This window comes from Halobacillus litoralis (genome assembly GCF_009856415.1).
Lineage (GTDB): Bacteria > Bacillota > Bacilli > Bacillales > Halobacillaceae > Halobacillus > Halobacillus litoralis_C.
Map to the genome: position 1 here is coordinate 235,498 of NZ_WMEZ01000001.1, position 17,679 is coordinate 253,176.

Genomic DNA, 17,679 nt, shown 5'->3' on the forward strand with positions numbered 1-17,679 from the left:
CTTAACGCCATGAAGGGGGATGAAGATGCTCAAACATTTGAAGAACTTGTTTACCCGAAAGTCTTGTGCAATCTGTAAGAAGAAGGCCGTGGACCCGAAGTCGTATAAGAATGACCAGGGGGAAGTGGTGCTCGTCTGCAGGTCATGTGTCTCTTACGCCGAACGACGAGCCATGAGAAAAAGGTAAGACAATGATCGTTATCATGATTGGATATGTTTAATGATATAATAGAGATAGAAAAACTTTTTTTAGAAACGGAACATCTATATACAAGCTCCTCAACTTTTACGAAGGAGGCTTTAGATGGACAATATTAAAGAGACGTTTCTTGAAGTCGTCCTCTCCATACTCCCCATCACGATCGTCATCACCATCCTTCAATTCACTTTAGTCTGGCTTCCGTTGGACATGTTCTTTCAATTTCTCATTGGCGTAGCGATGGTCGGGGCCGGATTGGTGCTGTTTTTGCTCGGAGTCAACATCGGATTGTTACCGATTGGAGAAATGATTGGCTCTGCCTTGTCTAAAACGAAAAGAGTCTGGCTGATCGTTTTTTTCGGATTTCTTCTCGGCCTTGTGGTGACCATAGCAGAACCTGACGTGCGTGTGCTCTCTTCTCAGGTCGATCAGGTTTCTGGTGGACAGATCCCTATGGACATTCTTATCCTTTCCGTTGCCATCGGAGTAGGTGTGTTTGTAGCGCTCGCCATGTTCCGGATCATCTTCAGTATCAACATTGTTTACTTGCTTGCAGGAGGCTATGCAGCTGTCTTTCTCCTGGCAGCCTTTACACCGGGTGTTTTCGTCCCAATATCTTTTGATGCCGGCGGAGTGACCACTGGCCCGTTGACGGTACCGTTTATCCTTTCGCTCGGTGTCGGTGTGGCCGCGGTCATGCGTGGGAAATCGTCATCGGGTGATGGGTTTGGTCTTGTCGCCTTAGCTTCGATTGGTCCGATTTTATCCGTTCTCCTTTTGGGGGTGATTTATGGGTGAATATCAAAATCTTCGATGGTTTCTGGCACGTCCTGTTTGATGTTGCGACAGCGCTCATTCCATTATTCTTCTTATTCCTTCTCTTTCAACTTGTTTTTCTTAAGCTCCCCTGGAAAAAGTTACAGGACATCATGATTGGCTTCTTTTTGACCTATGCAGGTTTGGCCCTGTTTTTGCAAGGGGTCCATATCGGTTTCCTGCCTGTTGGCAGCATGATGGGGGAGAAGCTTGGAACGATAGAACACACGTGGGTGCTTGTACCCATCGGTTTTGTCCTAGGTTTTGTTGCGATTTATGCAGAGCCAGCGGTCAGTGTGCTTACCCATCAGGTTGAAAAAGTCTCCGGCGGCTATATCCCGCAGAAATTACTGCTCTATACACTTTCTATTGGTGTCGGACTTTCAATAGCGCTTTCCATGGTGCGCATTTTAATAGGGATCCCGATTTGGTATTTTGTTGTCCCTGGTTACCTGTTTGCCTTGGTTATTGTCCGATTTTCCAATAAGACATTCACATCGGTTGCCTTTGACTCTGGTGGAGTAGCCACAGGCCCGATGACCGCCACTTTTATACTGAGTCTATTCGTAGGCATTGCCTCTGTCACAGAAGGACGTGATCCACTGTTGGACGGTTTTGGAATGGTCGCTCTCGTAGCTTTGGCCCCGATTATTTCTGTCCTTACTTTAGGCGTGATCTACAGGAGAAAGGAGCAGGAGCAGTATGACAAAGAACAACTCCGGACAAAAGCTCATAGTAACGATCGTTAAAAAAGAGAAAGCAAAAAAAGTCGTCCATGCCTCGACTCTTGCAGGTGCCCAAGGTGGGACCACTTTATTTGGGAAAGGCTTCAGAATGGATGAAAAGAAGCGTTTTCTTGGTATCCCTGTAGAAAGGGAGCGGGAGGTCATTTTAACTCTCGTTTCCAATTCTATTTATGAGTCGGTCATGGAAGCCATTATCGATTCAGCAAAATTGAACCGGCCGAGGCACGGCATCGGGTTTGTTATCGATACGAAAAATATTAGTGGCATCAATCATATGATCGGACTGGGCCTTGAAGCAGAACAGAACGCAGGTGAGGATGTGATGCAGGTGGAGAAGCAGAAATTATCCTATGATCTGATTGTGACGATCGTCAATAAAGGGGATGCGGAAAAAGTCGTAGACGCCTCTAAGGAGGCAGGAGCAGAGGGCGGTACCATCCTCACAGGACGAGGGACGGGAATACATGAAAAGGCGAAACTCTTTAATATATTAATTGAACCTGAAAAAGAAGTCGTGCTTACATTGATCGTGAAAGAAAAATGTGATGGAGTCCTGCATGCGATTGAAAGAGGAGCCAGACTGGATGAGCCGGGAAGAGGCATTGCCTTTGTGCTGGATGTTGAACGGACGGTAGGGATCAACCATCTATTAAATCAACAATGGAGTGAAGATATGAAGGAGTGAGGGCAAGCAAATCATAGCAGAAAAGAAAGAAGACTTCCTAACTTGCATTTGAGAACGCGGAAATGAGTGATCAAATCGAACATCAAATCGTAGGCAGGTTAAGAGATTCAATAAGCTCCAGAGCATAAGGGGGAGAGAGGTTGAGGAAGTTTCTCATTTTTGCGTTTGGCATGTTTGTCCTTCTTGCAGGGTGCAGTTCTGAAAAAGAGAAACTGATGGATGAAATAACCTCAGAGGTGGATGGACGTTACAGTGTTCTTGCTTTTAAAAGTGAAAAGGACTCTGAAGAAGTGTTTCAAAATGAAATCAATCAGAGGTTCAATGATCCTGAAGTTTGGGAGAACAAGCTCTACTCATTCAACATCCTGAAGAGGGTGCCTGATGAACCCTATGATTATAAGATACTTTTGAACATTGAAGAGCTGCCGCAATTTATCGTTTTAGATACGAGGGAGATTGTTTTCCGCACGTCACATATCGAGGATTTGGAAAGCTTTTTGCTTGGTGATGGACAACATTCCTCTCATGAGCATTAAAAAAACGGAAGCCGGGGGAGCTTCCGTTTTTCTATGCCTTTAAAAAGGTTTCGTATGTTTAGGGTCTGCTGATTTTTTTGCAGCTCCTTCTTCGTAATACATTTCTTCGTAGGCTTCTTTATTTTCATGTGCCATATTGACATGAGGCTGGGCTTTTCGCTTACGGTCGAAATAGATGGTTAGGCCAATCAATACGATCGGAATCAATAGCAAGAGCCATAACATGTTTCGTTCCTCCTCGATGTTTTTGGCTTACATTAACCCTATTCCCCGTCTAACCGTTTTCATGCGGTTTATGACAAGAAATGCGTCTAAGGAACTGTTCAATGTAATAAACGAAATAAATCCTCTATAAGAAGTATAAGGAAACCGGTTTACTAAAAAATATAATTAATTGTGAAAAAATTTAAAAAAACCATTGAAAACGGATACATTAGTCGATATAATCAAGCTAACCTAATAAATCGATTGATTTTTTTTAAACATTAACGAAACCGGTTTCGTTAATGTGGGGGGAAGAGAAATTAGGCAGGAATACGAAAGGAATGGTGAAAGTGAAAAAGAATTTAGCTGTCGTTATGTTGTTGGTCTTATCGATGTTCCTTTATGCATGTAGCAGTGGCGATGAAGAGTCGGCTTCAGGTGAAGGCAAAGTCACTCTAGATTTCTGGGTTTTCGGTGCTACCAACTATGAAGATTTAGCGAAAGAATATGAAAAAGAAAATCCGAATGTCAAAATCAATATCAAAAACTCTGAGCTTGGCGATCACCACGATAGTTTGTTCACATCGATTTCAGCTGGGACAGGCGCACCAGATCTTACGATGATCGAGGTCGACCAGTTAGACCGTTACCGTGAAGCGCAAGATCGTTTTGTTAACTTGTACGACTTAGGAGCAGAAGAGATCCAGGATCAATACTTAGATTGGAAATGGAAGATGGCTGAAAACGGAGAAGGAGATTTCTTGTTCGGTTTGCCGACAGACATAGGTCCGAAGGCGATGTACTTCCACACAGAAGTATTCGAAGAAGCGGGACTACCGACAGATCCTGATAAAGTCAGTGAAATGATTTCAACTCCAGAACAATTCAAAGAAGCAGCAACAACCGTTTTAGATAAAACAGGAAAACCAATGGTCGACAGTATGGAAATGGCGTTCCGTGCAAACATGGATGCTCTTGAAGTCAGCTATTTCAACCGTGATGGTGAACTATTGATTGGTGAAGCAGATAACGGAGTAAAAGAAGCTTATGACTATGCAGTTGAACTCCATGATAAAGGTGTCGTAGGTTCATTCGAAATGTGGACACCAGAGTGGGCGAATGCCTTGAACCAAGGTGGATTTGCTGTTGAGATGGCTCCTGCTTGGTTGAAAGGTTACATGACTGAAAACGCACCAGAAGGCGCAGGAAAGTGGAGAGTGACAACACTTCCAACAGACTTCGCCGGAAACTGGGGAGGATCTTACGTAGCGATTCCTTCTGAAACGAAACATAGTGAAGAAGCCTACAAATTCGCTAAATGGATGCTTTCTCCTGAAAACCAATTGGAGTCCTTCGTGGAAAGTGGTTTGTTCCCATCTGCTCCAGAAGTGTACGAAATGGAAGAATTCGTGAACAACTCTGATGAGTATTTCGGCGGACAGAACACAGCTGCTTACTTTGCAGAAGCGGCAAAAGAAATTCCTGAAGTTTACAAAGGACCGAAATATGTAACTGTAAACAATGAAGTATTGACAGCTCTAAGAAATGTTCAAGAAGGCGCAGATCCTCAAGAAGAATGGGAAGCGGCCGTTGAACGTATTGAAGGTTTAGTGAAACGCTAAAGGTTTTAAGGGCTGGATGGGATCCATCCGGCCTTCCTACATAAAGGAGGGAATCATGTGGAGAATGTACAAAAACGTCAGCAAGCCTCAAAAGTGAAAAAATCCACTACCCAAATGTCTGAAAAGAAAAAAGATATGCTGTCAGGATATTTATATATTGCGCCCTTTTTCATCATTTTTGGCATTATAGGTCTTTATCCAGCGGTTTTTAGTATCGTATTGGCCTTCCAGGATTGGAATGGACTTGGAGAGATGGACTTCGTAGGGTTGAACAATTTTGTTGTCGTCCTTCAGGATCCATTGTTTTGGAAATCCCTGTATAACACCGTCATCATCGGCTTGATGGGGACAGCACCACAATTGATCGTCGGAATTATTTTGGCCTACTTCCTGAACATGGCCGTCATCCGATTCACGAACTTTTTCCGAGTGACAATCTTTATGCCATACATCACATCTATGGTAGCCGTAGCTTTAGTATTCGGTGTGTTTTTCAGTAGTAGTGAGACAGCTTTGGCGAACTATGTAATCGGTCTATTCGGGGTCGATCCTGTCAGTTGGAAAACGTCTGAATGGGGAGCGAAAATCGCGATTTCCTTAATGGTTTTCTGGCGATGGGTCGGTTACAACACGATCATCTATCTAGCAGGATTGCAAAGTATTCCGAAAGACTTGTATGAAGCAGCAACCATCGACGGTGCTGGCAAGGTTCAGCAATTCCTTCACATTACCATTCCAATGCTGAAACCATTCATCATCCTGACGGTCTTCATGTCTACTGTAGGAGCACTGCAATTGTTCGCTGAACCAGCGGTATTCTTAGGTTCTTCCGCTTTCAACCGAGATGAAGCCATGACCGTCGTTATGTATCTTTATCGTGACGCCTTCAACTTAGGTTCATTTGGAACAGCTTCAGCAACAGCTGTATTATTGCTCATCATTATCGTCGGTGCCGCAGCATTGAATACGTGGTTGACTTCTGGAGTCGGTCGTAAGCAGAAAAGGAGGGCGTTTACGAAATGAGAAAATCTAAAGGATTGAAAAAAGGGACGCTTCCCGTTTACATCATCTTATGGATCGCTTCCATTTTATCCATTTTTCCATTCTATTGGATGTTTGTTATGGCGACTCAGCCTAGTGCTGCTTACAACTCGATCCCTCCGACACTCTTGCCGGGTGATCAACTTGTAAATAACTTCATGAAAGTCCTGGATACGATTCCATTCTTTCAGGCGATGTGGAATACGATCCTTTTATGTACCACAGTAACCCTCGCTGTATTATTGATCAGCTCTTTGGCTGGATTCGCCTTTGCGAAGTTCGAGTTCCCAGGTAAAAACTTTTTCTTCATCCTGATTCTATTGACGATGGTCATCCCTCCTCAGCTGGGATTGATTCCACAGTTCTATCTCGTTTCCCAATTAGGATGGTTGGATACGTTACTTGGGGCAGGAGTGCTGTTCTTGTTGAATCCATTGGGCATCTTCTTAATGCGCCAATACATCAGTGAATCTGTACCGGACGAGCTGATGGAAGCAGCAAAACTTGATGGTTGTTCGAACTTCAGAATTTTCCGGAGCATTGTGCTTCCAATCATCAAGCCGGCCTTTGCAACATTAGGTATCATCGTATTCACGCTTGTATGGGGAGAATTCTTATGGCAGTTTACCGTATTGCGTGACCCGGCGTCCTACACATTGCAAGTGGCACTCGCATCATTGAACAACGCGTTCCGTGTTGACTTTGGTATGCTGCTTTCCGGGGTATTCTGGGCAACTGTTCCGTTGATTATCATCTTCTTGATTTTCAACCGCTGGTTCATTTCAAGCATCACAGAAGGGTCGATCAAGTAAATCTATGCCATCCACTCGTAATTGTTGATACAATAGATGGTAATCACAGAGCGGCTAGCTTTTAAGGAGAGAACAAGAAATGGATTTAACAATACGTGACATAGCAAAAATGGCAGGTGTTTCTCCAGCCACTGTTTCTAAGATCATCAACAATTATGGAGGCATCAGTGAATCGACACGAAAGAAAGTCTATAAGATTATCGAAGATACAAAATATCAACCTACGTTTTCAGCCAAATCTCTGGCTACGAAAAAATCGAATTTGATCGGTTTGATTTATGCGGGTAAGATCAATGTCGATTTTACTCACCCGTTTTTCAATGAAGTCGTCAATTCATTTAAAAGAGCCGTAGGGGCTTTAGGCTATGACTTGCTATTATTCTCTAACGAAAAATTTTATAAAGGGGAAAGCAAGTATTTAGAGAGGTGTAAGCATTTCCATGTCGATGGATGCCTGGTTATCGCTGGTGATGAAATCGAAGAGGCTGTCCATGACATCGCGAAAAGCGAGATTCCTTGTATCGGGATTGACTTGAAGCTGGAAGGTCCGAGGTCCAGCTACATTATGACAGACAACGCAAAAATCGGAGCAAAAGTCGTCGAGTATCTTTATTTGAACAAAGTCCGTAACATCGCCTACATCGGAGGGAAACAAGATTCCCTCATATCGAGTATCCGGAACATCGGGTTTATTGATGCGATGAACCAATTCGGACTTACGATTAACAAGGACTGGATCTACTACGGCGACTTTTTCGAAGACAGTGGTTATGAAGGAATGAAAGAAATTCTAAAAGGAGACCGGCTCCCTGAAGCGGTTTTCGCAGCTTCCGATATGATGGCCCTTGGCGCATTAAAGGCCATGAAGGAAGAAGGATTATCTGTTCCTGAAGATATCCAATTGATCGGTTGCGATGATATCGAAGCTTGCCGGTACAGTGATCCACCACTGACGACTGTAAAGCAAGACAAACAAAAACTAGGAAAACTAGCGGCGTATATGCTTGAAGACTTGATCAAGGACGACCACGACATCCAGGATGTCAAAGTGGACCCAGAGCTGGTCCCGCGGGCATCTACCAAAGAACGCTAGACTCCTAAAGATTAACTGGAGGTAAAGGCAATGACAACGATTCAATTTCCTGACAAATTAAAATGGGGCGCAGCGACCGCATCCTACCAGATTGAAGGAGCTGCGAAGGAAGGAGGACGCACCGCATCCATTTGGGACGTCTTCTCCCACACTCCTGGCAATGTTAAAAACGGAGATCATGGCGATCACGCGTGTAACAGTTACCATATGTATAAAGAAGATGTGCAGCACTTGAAGGAGCTCGGTGTCGACTTGTATCGCTTCTCTATTTCATGGTCCCGCGTCATTCCTGATGGGACCGGTGAATTGAACCCAGAAGGTGTCGAGTACTATCGCAACTTGGTTCAGGAGCTGATTGACAACGGAATTGAGCCGATGATTACGCTCTATCACTGGGATCTCCCTCAAGTTCTGCAGGAAAAAGGCGGATGGGAAAATCGCGAAACGACAGAGGCGTTCTTAGCCTATGCGAATGCGATGTTCCAGGAGTTCGGCGGCCAGGTGAAAAAGTGGCTGACGATCAACGAGCCCTGGTGTGCATCCTTCTTATCTAACTATCTAGGTATCCATGCCCCTGGAAAAACGAGTTTGCAAGCGGCGGTAGATGTTTCCCATCACTTGTTGCTCGCACACGGAAAAGCGGTTCAGTCCTTCCGCGATCTTGTACCGGATGGAGAAATCGGGTATGCACCAAATGTCGGTTGGCTTGAGCCATACAGCCCAAATCAAGAAGACATTGATGCATGTAAGCGTGGAATGATGTGGCAGAAAGAATGGTTTATGGACCCCGTGTTCAAAGGGACCTACCCAGAAACTCTGGTGAAATTGTTTGCGGAACACGACGCGACCTTGAACATGGAAGAGGGTGACCTTGAAATCATTTCCCAGCCAATTGATATGATGGGAATCAACTATTATACAGGAAGTCTCGGCCGCTACAAGGAAGACGGAGGGTTGTTCCAAGTCGAAGAAATCGCTCTTGATGAACGCCGCACCGATATCGACTGGCCGATCTATTCGGAAGGTTTTTATAAAACCCTTACGGACCTTCATCAGACGTACGGGGATGTTCCGATTTACATCACGGAAAACGGCGCCTGCTATAACCATGGCGTAGAGGAAGATGGAAAAGTGCACGACAAAGAGCGCGTAGATTACCTCAAACAACACTTGACCGCTCTGAACCGTGCAATGGAAGCAGGGGTACCGATCGTCGGGTATATCGTCTGGTCCCTTCTTGACAACTTTGAGTGGGCGGAAGGATATGAGAAGAGATTCGGAATCATCCACGTGAATTTCGAGACATTCGAGCGTACGAGAAAAGACAGTTACTACTGGTACAAAGACACGGTAAAGAACCACAAGTTTGAAAGATAAAATTTTTTGACCCAAAGGGAAACCGGTTTCGTTCTATTCATTATAGGAAGATACTCGTTTCCCTTTCTTTTTTATAAATTGTCTTCTGTCCTTGAGGATCAAGGAACAAAAAGATAAACAACCAACACCTCTCAGATTTACTACATACAGCTGAAAAATTAAAGGAGGAAGCAGATTGAAGAAAATTTTTTATTGTTTGATCGTCCTGTTTATCGTTTTAGGCAGTTTCAGCCCTGTTCATGCCAAGAAGTCCGAAGGGAAACAAGAAGAAGGAATCCAGTGGTATGAAGAAGGTCTATTTGAGGGGCTGAACAATAAGAAAAATGAAAGCGCATCCATGAGCTATCAAGAATATGCCGTAGTGTTAAGCCATCTGTTTGGCGTTGATGAGAAAGAAGTCATCCAAAAAACTCAAGAAGTAACGGATGATTCTGTCCATTTACGCTCTGCCATTAAACAAGGGACAGCGAAGAATATTCTTACCGAATATCTTCCTAACCAATTGGAAGAACCTCTTGATCAATGGGAAGGTTCGGACAAACCATTGAAGCGGAATGACCTCCTCCAGTTATTGGATGGTTTCGTTGATGCCTACTATAACGAAGCGGGAGAATTCGAAGGACAACAAATCAAAGGAAATGCATGGATCAATGCATCAGGCGTTACAATCTCTGAATCTACCATTGATGGAGATTTAGTCATTACTAACGGGAAGGACATCCTTTTAAACGAAGTCACTGTAAACGGAACGGTTTATATTGATGAAGAGCTTCAGAATGAAGTTTCCACTGTGAACTCAGATTTGAATCGTGTTCTCGTATATGATGCTGCTGAAAAAGCTTCCGATTGGTCGCTCGTTTGGAACGATGAATTTTTAGCTAAAGAAATTGATGAAACGAAATGGAGTTATGACATCGGAAACTGGATTGTAGATGATCAGGGAGCACCTGTTTCACCTGGTTGGGGAAACAATGAACTCGAATATTATACAGACTCCAGTGAAAATTCTTATATAGAAGATGGAAATTTGGTAATCAAAGCGCAAAAGGAAGAAGAACCGATTACCGATGAGTTCGGATCTTACGATTACACGTCCGCTAAGTTGAAGACGAAGGGTCTATTCAGTAAGAAATATGGAAAATTTGAAGCAAAAATGAAATTGCCTGAGGGGCAGGGCTATTGGCCGGCATTCTGGATGATGCCGGAAGATGATGTGTATGGACCGTGGCCGACTTCCGGTGAAATCGACATTATGGAAGCGGCGGGAGGCGACACGAGTACCATCGGAGGAACGATTCACTATGGTGAAGAATGGCCGAATAATACGTACACAGGTAAAGAGTATCACTTCCCTGAAGGGGAAGACTTCACAGGCTACCACACGTATTCAGTCGAATGGGAGCCGGGTGAGATCCGCTGGTACGTCGATGGTGAACTTTATCAAACACTGAATGATTGGTTCAGTAAAGGTGAGAATCAAGGAGAAAAGTATGCATTTCCAGCTCCATTCGATCAAGAGTTCTACATGATCTTGAACCTTGCTGTCGGTGGCTGGTACGGTGGCAATCCAGATGAAACGACAGAGTTTCCTGGTCAGATGGAAGTGGATTACGTACGTGTCTATGAATTGACTAGAAGAGATTATAAAGAACCAGTGGAACCAGTCATAGAAGAAGTGACACTGCCGGAAGATGCGAAACAGCCATTAGAGGATGGAAACCTCATTTATGATCAGGACTATGAAAATGAAATCACAGTTGTGGATGAAGGAGGAGAGGAGCCACATCCAACAGACTGGAATTTCTATAAGCTTCCTGACTTTGAAGGAGAAGGAAATCTTACCATTGATGAAGTAAACGGAGAGAGTTTCGCTAAGACAGAAATAAGTAATCCGGGGAATGCGTTATGGTCCCTGCAGCAAATCCAGCATCTGCCGATTTTAGAAGGGCACACGTACAAGGTGACGTTTGATGCGAAGTCCAATACCAATCGTAACTTGATGACGAAAGTTTCTGGTGGAGCGGAAAGAGGATTTGCCAATTATTCTGGTGAAAAAACGATGGCTTTGAGTCAAAGTGTCCAATCCTACGAGTACACATTCACGTTGAAACAGGATACAGATTTAGCGGCCCGTCTGGAATTCAACATGGGTGGGAACACAGCCCCAGTTTGGATCGGAAATGTGCATGTGGAAGACATTACGGATGAAGTCGCAGAGGATACATCAAAACCAGCTTTGGGCGATGGCAACCTTATTTATAACGGGACCTTCGACCAGGGGGATATGAGCCGCCTCAACTATTGGGAACTGTTGTTGCAGAATGGAGCGGAAGCTGATGTCGTTGTACCAGAAGAGACACGCGAAGCTGAGATTGCCACAATAAATAAGGGTGAACAGCCGGAAGATATCATGTTCACTCAGGCAGGAATTCCTCTTGTAGAGGGACAAGAATATGAACTGACATTCCAGGCAAAAGCATCCGAAGCAAGAAATCTTCAACTGGACGTCGTCAATGAAGATGGTTCTGTGAAGTACGTCAGTGAAGAAACAGCTTTGACAACAGAAATGACCGATCATACCGTAACCTTCCAAATGCCTGAGGAAATTTCAGAAGACAATGGACAGCTTAGATTTTTGCTGGGTGGAGAAGAAGGAAACGTTTATCTAGATGATATCCGGATGATTCAAACTTCTAAACTGATCGATCCTGCTCCATTGAAAAACGGTGATTTTTCAAGTGGTCTAGAATCTTGGGTTCCTTACATTCATTTTGATGCGCAGGCTCAAACTTCCACTCCTGACGAATCTCTTTATGTAGACATTGAAAATGCAGGAAATGAAACGTGGAGTGTATTAGTGGAGCAACCTGGCCTTTCTCTGAACAAAGGGGTTACGTATTCTTTATCATTCGATGCACGTTCTACTGTAGCTAGGGATATGGAAGTCACGTTGGAGAACGCTGCCTATCATCGCTATTTCAATGAAGTTGTCTCTTTGAGTGAAGATATGGAAACGTACACGTTTGAGTTCGTTATGGGAGAAGATGATACAGCATCTCTGAAATTTTTAATGGGTAAATTTGCAGGTGCGCATGACATCTATATCGATGATGTAAAGCTGGAAGTTAAATAATTGAGTCGGACACGCTCTTCTTAGAGGAGCGTGTCTTCTTTATACGGAGTGTACAGATTGTTCTTTGGATATGAGATGTCCATACTAATCATCCATAAAGGGAAGGTGCGTCCGATTCGATCATAACCGTCGCGGCGAATTATTTGAATCAACCACTAAAAAAGGAACTTTCCATTGGGAGGGTTCCTTTTTTTATGTGTGGATGCATAAGATGCTTGTACAGAGACTTTTGGGGAGGGCGATGTCATGAAAAAGTATTATCCCTTCTTCCTGCTCTTAGGTGTTTTTGCGTGGATCGGTTACATGGAGTCACCAAACATGAAGCCTGAGGACCATTTTCAAACCCCTGTTAGCACGGAAGATCGTGAAACAGAAGCTGTAGCTACTCAAGAAACAGAGGACCTATTTACGACGATGGAGTTGGAGCTCGTTCACGAGGGAACGAAAGTCGTGGATGGTTCTAAAGTGGAAGCCTATCGGGAATATGAAATTTACAAGGACCGTGATGGAAATATTATAAAGGAAGTGCCTACGGAACATTACAACTATATAAAGTATCAATGAGTAAAAAAGGTCCCTCTGAAAGAAAGGGACCTTTTTATTCATTTTAGATGGAACGCCGAAAAGCTTTTACGATGATTCCGTCATTTGCAGGTTCAAAGTCATGCTCTGGTAAACGTTCGAATCCGTAGTGTTCATACAAGGCGATGGCGTCTTTCATAAAATCACCCGTATGCAAGCCGATCTCGGAATACCCTTTCGCTTTCGCCCTTTGCATACATTCTTCAATCAAAGCAGAAGCGATCCCTTTCCCCCGTGCTTGTGGGATGACAGCAAGTACTCGGATTTCCGGGTAGTCGAGTTCATCTACGTACCCTTCATAAGCGTCTGTCTTCGCTGGAAAGAGGGCTACACTTCCTAGAATATCCCCGTTTACTTCGGCGACTAATAAATCGACACCTGGTTGTTGGTCAGCTTCTGAGGAAATCGCTTTTTTCAAGGCTTTCCAATGTTCTTCTGGAATAGCGGTCATATGGTCTTCATAAGCCGCGATTCTCAGCTTTCGGATTTCAAGTAGTTCTTCTTCCTTCGCATTGCGGATTATAATGGTCATGTCGTTCTCCTTTTATCATGAAACTTTTCTTTCGTCTTGCTTAATTTCTCACGATGATGAGGAAGCTCCCATACAGAAAGGTCAGGGCCCTTCGGAAGGATTTTTTCCTCCGTGCGTTCGGGGTTGATGGTAATGGATAAATGATAATGTTGTTTAATGGCATGAAAATCTGTTGTATTACTAAATCCATCTGTCTGATACAAATCACGGGCATAACCCCACAGATTCGGAAACTCACGAATAAGGTTCCGGTTTGTATTGAATCCGTTATAGTAAGCGGCATCAAAACGTGCAAGTGTGGTATAAAGCCTTACGTCGGAGTCTGTGATGAAATCACCGAGTAGGAAGCGGTTTTCAGACAAGTGGCCTTCAAGCTCGTCGAGACGCGCAAATAGCTTATCGAATGCTTGTTCATAAGCCTCTTGTGAATAGGCAAAACCACATTTGTAGACACCGTTGTTGATGTCATGAAAAATGACGTCACTCCATTGGTCGATGTCTTCTCTCAAATGTTCAGGATAAAGATCAGGTGCGCCTTTTTTATGTAAAGGAGCCCAGGCCGTTTCGAAATCTGTAGTCAAGGTGAAATAATCATTGTTCACGGCTTTTTTCTCATCAATATCGACCATCACGGGTACTGTAGGCCGCCCTTTGTAGTCTGGATCTGAATGGAAGTAGACCTCACTTACATATTGAATCCCTAGTTCCGGGTCTTTATGGTTCTCATCTAAAGAAAACTCCCAATCCACACGGTCAATTTGCGGGCGAAGAGGGCTTGCGGTTCCTAGACTGATTGAAGTATCAAGTCCAAGTATTTTCCGGACGATGACTGCACGGTGTGCCCATGGACAAGCGGGAGACCAAAGGAGACGGTATTTGCCGGGTTGTACCGGAAGTTCTTCACCGAATGGAGCAGTGAAGCGGTTGGTCTGGCGCTTAAAAGAACCGTCCTGATCGATTTCTGCAGGTTGATGGGTAGAACTCATGAACTATCCCTCACTTTCAAGATATTGAAATGGTATCTTGTTTATCGCATGTTCTTCTTCAAGGGTCAATGAAAAGGCCTTGGTATGAAAGAAAATTTTAAGAGAAATGGTGATCCAAATATTATTTCCTTTCGTATACTTTGTGAAACGTGAAAGATCTCCTTTTAACAGATATACTAAAGAGACATGGCAAAAATAAAGGGGAATTTTAATGAGCAAACCCACGGACTATGAGCTATACGAACAAATCCGTAATCAAGATAAAACGGCTCTTGAAACCCTCTACAACCGGTATGAGAAATTATTGTATTCTTTTGCTTATCGAATGATGAAGGATCCGCAAGCCGCAGAAGAAGTGATGCAGGATGTTTTCATAAAGTTGTGGAGAGGCAAAGGAGCAGGTCATTACGTGAAGGAGCGCGGCAAGTTTTCAAGCTGGCTGTTGACCATCACGAGAAATGCTTCCATCGACTTGATCAGAAAAAAGAAAGTCCAGGAAGTGGAGTGGGATCAACGAGATTCCTTGAACGAAGAAATGCCAGGGGTCGAAGAGGTCGTAACTGACAAAGAAGAACGCGACCAATTGCGTAGAGCGATCGACACCTTACCTGATGAACAACAACGCATGATCTGCCTTTTTTATTTTCAGGGATTATCTCAAAGGGAAATTGCTGAAAAATGTGACATTCCCCTTGGTACAGTCAAAGGACGGGTCCGGCTCGCATTGAAAAAGTTGCGCGAGCACTTGGATGAGAAAGGGGGGACCACCGATGAATGACAAACAATGCGAGAATGTCCTTGATTACTTGAATGACCAGTTGACAGAAAAAGAAAAAGACGAATTTGAACAACATTTACGGGAGTGTCCCGACTGTCAGGAAGAAGTCCAGGAGCTGGAAGACCTGATGGGAGATATCCCTGCCTATATGAAAGAAGCGACACCTCCGGCCGGTATGAGAGAACGCGTCTTAAATGGTGTCTTCAATGAGGAAGAAGATGGACATGGATATGAAGCGGAAGAAAAACAGACGCCGGTCCTCTCACCTAACAAGCCGAACAAGTGGAAGGTTTGGGCTGGCGCATTAGCAGCAGGGCTCCTTCTATCTGTCGGTGGAAATATATTCGCAGGTCTGCAGCTTCAACAGTTATCTTCACAAAATGAAGATCTCGAGTCGAATCTTTCTGACCTTCAAGTGGCTTTATCTGAACTCGAAGATCGCGAAAGTGAGAATGGAGATACGATGACCCCGACCGAGCGGACGCAGCTTGCATCAACAGGTGAAACCGGCTCAGGAGTCGCGACCTTAGTTGACCGCAATATCGGTTCTGAACTGCTTGTCCAAGTGGAAGAATTGAGTCAACTCGAAGGGGACCAGGTCTATCAAGTGTGGCTGATCGAAGGTGAAAACCCCGAACCCGCAGGTGCATTTACGACAGATTCTGAGGGTAATGGTGCGGTGACTTTCCGGATTGATGAAGAAAACCAAAAATCATGGGATGCCATCGCCATCACGAAAGAGCCGCAACCGAATAACCAGCTTCCTGAAGGGGATGTTGTGTTACAAGCGGAATTATAAGACGATAGAAGCGAAAGAGGTCGGCTCATAATGCCGACCTCTTTTCCTTTTATTCTGGCTTCTTCGTACATACATTCCCTATAAAATGGCAGGTATGTGGGTGAACGGGAGATGAATGACCAGGGAATAGGAAACACTCACGTTTATCATTCTGCTCTAATACCCAAGGAAATGGTCAAAAAATATCAGCTTGATCCACACGAAAATTTTCACCTTTCGACAGCCGTAATCGACATTTATTTCCTCCTTCCTCGGAGTATAATATTTCCATGTTAACTAAGGGAGTAATGAAGGAAAGAGGATGCAGATGAGAAAACTTGTGTTTGCACTGGGGATTTTGTTATTAGGTGTGTGTTTGGGGGTAAAGCCGGCAGAGGCAGCTGAGAAGGAAGCCATTATCATTAACAAGAGTAATAACCAACTAGCTTTTTATGAAAATGGTACTCTTCAAAAAGTCTTTCCTGTAGCAACAGGAAGAACGAGAAATATGACACCGGAAGGGAAGTTTTCTCTCGTTAATAAGGTTAAAAACAGGCCATGGTATAAAGAAGGCATCCCTGGTGGGGATCCAAGGAATCCTTTAGGCGCAAGGTGGCTTGGCATAAATGTCCCAGGAGACTGGGGGCATACCTCAGGAAATATATACGGAGTACACGGAACAAACAATCCGTCTTCTATTGGAACTTACGCGTCCAGCGGTTGTATCCGCATGCATAACAAAGATGTCGTATGGCTTTATGAACGTGCGGATAAAAACATCCCTGTCTATATTACGAGTTCCTCCTTTTCATTTTCCACATTAGCTCAAAAATATGGAGTAGGAGCCAATAAAGCAGTCGCAGGATATGAGACATTTAATGAAACGTTAAGGTATGGAAGTAAGGGAGAATCAGTGGCCATTCTTCAGCGAAAACTCAGCATAACGGCTGACGGATCTTTTGGTCCTCAGACATTAAGAGCTGTTAAGAAGTTCCAGACATCAAAAGGATTAGTAGCTGATGGAATCGTTGGACCGAAAACAAGAAAAGCATTATTCAGTGAATAATTAAGAGTGTGCATAATCAAAGATGTGAGCGTAAGAGACAGGGCAGAACAAAAAGAAGCTCATTCTTTTATAAAAGTCATCAATCATTCTTAGAAGCTAAAGGTTCCTATGAACCTTTAGCTTCTTTTTCTATGTTCGGAGAAGAGTCATCCAGGATAAATATTTGTATTTTAGTTTTGAACTGAAACTTTTCCATAATATGGTCGTCTTATAATGAAGAGGGAGGAATGCTAAATTAGAAAAATTCTAGGAGTATTGGGACTTCTATTATGCGTACAGTTGGCCATCGGCGTGTTTTATTATTTTTCAATACCTCAAGAACAGCCCATTCCAACTGTCACAACATCAGCTGGATTGAGTCTCCCTGTTACAGAAGGATCCTATTGTTGGAAAGGACCTCGATCAGCTGAATGTGTAGATAAAGTGTTCACAGATCCCATAGAAATGGGAAAACAATATGAACCGACCAAAGTAGCCCCTAATCAAAAAGTAAGCGTTCGTTTCGGTCAGGCACCTCCGCAAGAAATGATAATAGAACAATGGGTGGAAGATGGTTATGTGAAGGGAATTGATTTTGAGAGAGATGAGGTAACGGCTCCCACCGAAAAAGGATTATATTTTTATTATATTAAAGCTCAGTGGAAGGAAGGGGATGGCCATTACGCATTTGCACTAGAAGTAAAATAAAAAGAT

General features: G+C 43.7%; 17 protein-coding genes and 1 pseudogene. 15 read left to right on the top strand and 3 right to left on the bottom strand.

Features of this window, described 5'->3' with window-relative positions:
• The first annotated feature begins 304 nt into the window (after nt 1-304).
• From GLV98_RS01245 to GLV98_RS01260, 4 genes are all read left to right on the top strand, one after another.
• Nucleotides 305-997, top strand: coding sequence for a DUF1538 domain-containing protein (locus tag GLV98_RS01245; RefSeq protein ID WP_160911296.1), 693 nt, complete (start codon nt 305-307; stop codon nt 995-997).
• Nucleotides 994-1,764, top strand: a complete 771-nt coding sequence (locus GLV98_RS01250; RefSeq protein WP_160911298.1) for a DUF1538 family protein — start codon at nt 994-996, stop codon at nt 1,762-1,764. Before GLV98_RS01245 ends, GLV98_RS01250 begins: the two co-directional genes overlap by 4 nt.
• Nucleotides 1,718-2,446 (top strand): P-II family nitrogen regulator, encoded by a 729-nt coding sequence (locus GLV98_RS01255; RefSeq protein ID WP_160911300.1) that lies wholly within the window; start codon nt 1,718-1,720, stop codon nt 2,444-2,446. Before GLV98_RS01250 ends, GLV98_RS01255 begins: the two co-directional genes overlap by 47 nt.
• Nucleotides 2,447-2,586: 140 nt before the next feature.
• Nucleotides 2,587-2,982 carry a hypothetical protein gene (locus GLV98_RS01260; RefSeq protein WP_160911302.1) on the top strand — a complete coding sequence of 132 codons (396 nt, stop codon included), beginning with the start codon at nt 2,587-2,589 and terminating at the stop codon, nt 2,980-2,982.
• Between the two features lie 39 nt (nt 2,983-3,021).
• On the opposite strand, the gene GLV98_RS01265 is transcribed toward GLV98_RS01260, so the two are convergent.
• Complete coding sequence (locus tag GLV98_RS01265) at nt 3,022-3,207, bottom strand: hypothetical protein (protein ID WP_160911304.1); 186 nt, start codon at nt 3,205-3,207, stop codon at nt 3,022-3,024.
• A gap of 320 nt (nt 3,208-3,527) precedes the next feature.
• On the opposite strand from GLV98_RS01265, the gene GLV98_RS01270 reads away from it, so the two are divergent.
• From GLV98_RS01270 to GLV98_RS01300, 7 genes and pseudogenes are all read left to right on the top strand, one after another.
• On the top strand, nt 3,528-4,808 hold the full coding sequence (locus GLV98_RS01270; protein WP_160911306.1) for an ABC transporter substrate-binding protein: 1,281 nt from the start codon (nt 3,528-3,530) through the stop codon (nt 4,806-4,808).
• A gap of 114 nt (nt 4,809-4,922) precedes the next feature.
• Nucleotides 4,923-5,831: a carbohydrate ABC transporter permease gene (locus GLV98_RS01275; protein ID WP_089651894.1), complete on the top strand. Its 909-nt coding sequence runs from the start codon at nt 4,923-4,925 to the stop codon at nt 5,829-5,831.
• Complete coding sequence (locus tag GLV98_RS01280; protein ID WP_089651846.1) at nt 5,828-6,661, top strand: carbohydrate ABC transporter permease; 834 nt, start codon at nt 5,828-5,830, stop codon at nt 6,659-6,661. The genes GLV98_RS01275 and GLV98_RS01280 overlap by 4 nt, the downstream gene beginning before the upstream one ends.
• A 76-nt stretch (nt 6,662-6,737) precedes the next feature.
• A pseudogene (locus tag GLV98_RS01285) lies at nt 6,738-7,754 on the top strand (LacI family DNA-binding transcriptional regulator); the annotation flags it as partial.
• A gap of 30 nt (nt 7,755-7,784) precedes the next feature.
• On the top strand, nt 7,785-9,131 hold the full coding sequence (locus tag GLV98_RS01290) for a GH1 family beta-glucosidase (protein ID WP_160911311.1): 1,347 nt from the start codon (nt 7,785-7,787) through the stop codon (nt 9,129-9,131).
• A gap of 175 nt (nt 9,132-9,306) precedes the next feature.
• Entirely contained in the window at nt 9,307-12,264 is a 2,958-nt protein-coding gene (locus GLV98_RS01295) for a carbohydrate binding domain-containing protein (protein WP_160911313.1), read from the top strand.
• 246 nt (nt 12,265-12,510) lie between these two features.
• Entirely contained in the window at nt 12,511-12,828 is a 318-nt protein-coding gene (locus tag GLV98_RS01300) for a hypothetical protein (protein WP_160911315.1), read from the top strand.
• Nucleotides 12,829-12,871: 43 nt separating this feature from the next.
• Here GLV98_RS01300 and GLV98_RS01305 read toward each other — a convergent pair whose 3' ends face one another.
• Together GLV98_RS01305 and GLV98_RS01310 are read right to left on the bottom strand one after the other, a co-directional pair.
• On the bottom strand, nt 12,872-13,378 hold the full coding sequence (locus GLV98_RS01305) for a GNAT family N-acetyltransferase (protein ID WP_160911317.1): 507 nt from the start codon (nt 13,376-13,378) through the stop codon (nt 12,872-12,874).
• Entirely contained in the window at nt 13,375-14,364 is a 990-nt protein-coding gene (locus tag GLV98_RS01310) for a glutathione S-transferase family protein (protein WP_160911319.1), read from the bottom strand. Before GLV98_RS01310 ends, GLV98_RS01305 begins: the two co-directional genes overlap by 4 nt.
• Nucleotides 14,365-14,575: 211 nt before the next feature.
• Between GLV98_RS01310 and GLV98_RS01315 the strand changes: the two genes are divergently transcribed.
• From GLV98_RS01315 to GLV98_RS01330, 4 genes are all read left to right on the top strand, one after another.
• Nucleotides 14,576-15,142, top strand: a complete 567-nt coding sequence (locus tag GLV98_RS01315) for an RNA polymerase sigma factor (RefSeq protein ID WP_160911321.1) — start codon at nt 14,576-14,578, stop codon at nt 15,140-15,142.
• The gene (locus GLV98_RS01320; RefSeq protein ID WP_160912903.1) at nt 15,135-15,941 is read left to right on the top strand and encodes an anti-sigma factor; all 807 of its coding nucleotides are present in this window, start codon (nt 15,135-15,137) and stop codon (nt 15,939-15,941) included. Before GLV98_RS01315 ends, GLV98_RS01320 begins: the two co-directional genes overlap by 8 nt.
• A 307-nt stretch (nt 15,942-16,248) precedes the next feature.
• Nucleotides 16,249-16,986, top strand: coding sequence for a L,D-transpeptidase family protein (locus tag GLV98_RS01325; protein WP_160911323.1), 738 nt, complete (start codon nt 16,249-16,251; stop codon nt 16,984-16,986).
• Nucleotides 16,987-17,277: 291 nt separating this feature from the next.
• The gene (locus GLV98_RS01330) at nt 17,278-17,673 is read left to right on the top strand and encodes a hypothetical protein (protein WP_160911325.1); all 396 of its coding nucleotides are present in this window, start codon (nt 17,278-17,280) and stop codon (nt 17,671-17,673) included.
• The last annotated feature ends 6 nt before the right edge of the window (nt 17,674-17,679 follow it).

Coding starts and splice junctions, on each gene's coding strand:
- GLV98_RS01245 (WP_160911296.1), top strand. CDS start 305: ATGGACAATATTAAAGAGACGTTTCTTGAAGTCGTCCTCTCCATACTC.
- GLV98_RS01255 (WP_160911300.1), top strand. CDS start 1,718: ATGACAAAGAACAACTCCGGACAAAAGCTCATAGTAACGATCGTTAAA.
- GLV98_RS01265 (WP_160911304.1), bottom strand. CDS start 3,207: ATGTTATGGCTCTTGCTATTGATTCCGATCGTATTGATTGGCCTAACC.
- GLV98_RS01270 (WP_160911306.1), top strand. CDS start 3,528: ATGGTGAAAGTGAAAAAGAATTTAGCTGTCGTTATGTTGTTGGTCTTA.
- GLV98_RS01275 (WP_089651894.1), top strand. CDS start 4,923: ATGTCTGAAAAGAAAAAAGATATGCTGTCAGGATATTTATATATTGCG.
- GLV98_RS01280 (WP_089651846.1), top strand. CDS start 5,828: ATGAGAAAATCTAAAGGATTGAAAAAAGGGACGCTTCCCGTTTACATC.
- GLV98_RS01290 (WP_160911311.1), top strand. CDS start 7,785: ATGACAACGATTCAATTTCCTGACAAATTAAAATGGGGCGCAGCGACC.
- GLV98_RS01300 (WP_160911315.1), top strand. CDS start 12,511: ATGAAAAAGTATTATCCCTTCTTCCTGCTCTTAGGTGTTTTTGCGTGG.
- GLV98_RS01305 (WP_160911317.1), bottom strand. CDS start 13,378: ATGACCATTATAATCCGCAATGCGAAGGAAGAAGAACTACTTGAAATC.
- GLV98_RS01310 (WP_160911319.1), bottom strand. CDS start 14,364: ATGAGTTCTACCCATCAACCTGCAGAAATCGATCAGGACGGTTCTTTT.
- GLV98_RS01315 (WP_160911321.1), top strand. CDS start 14,576: ATGAGCAAACCCACGGACTATGAGCTATACGAACAAATCCGTAATCAA.
- GLV98_RS01320 (WP_160912903.1), top strand. CDS start 15,135: ATGAATGACAAACAATGCGAGAATGTCCTTGATTACTTGAATGACCAG.
- GLV98_RS01325 (WP_160911323.1), top strand. CDS start 16,249: ATGAGAAAACTTGTGTTTGCACTGGGGATTTTGTTATTAGGTGTGTGT.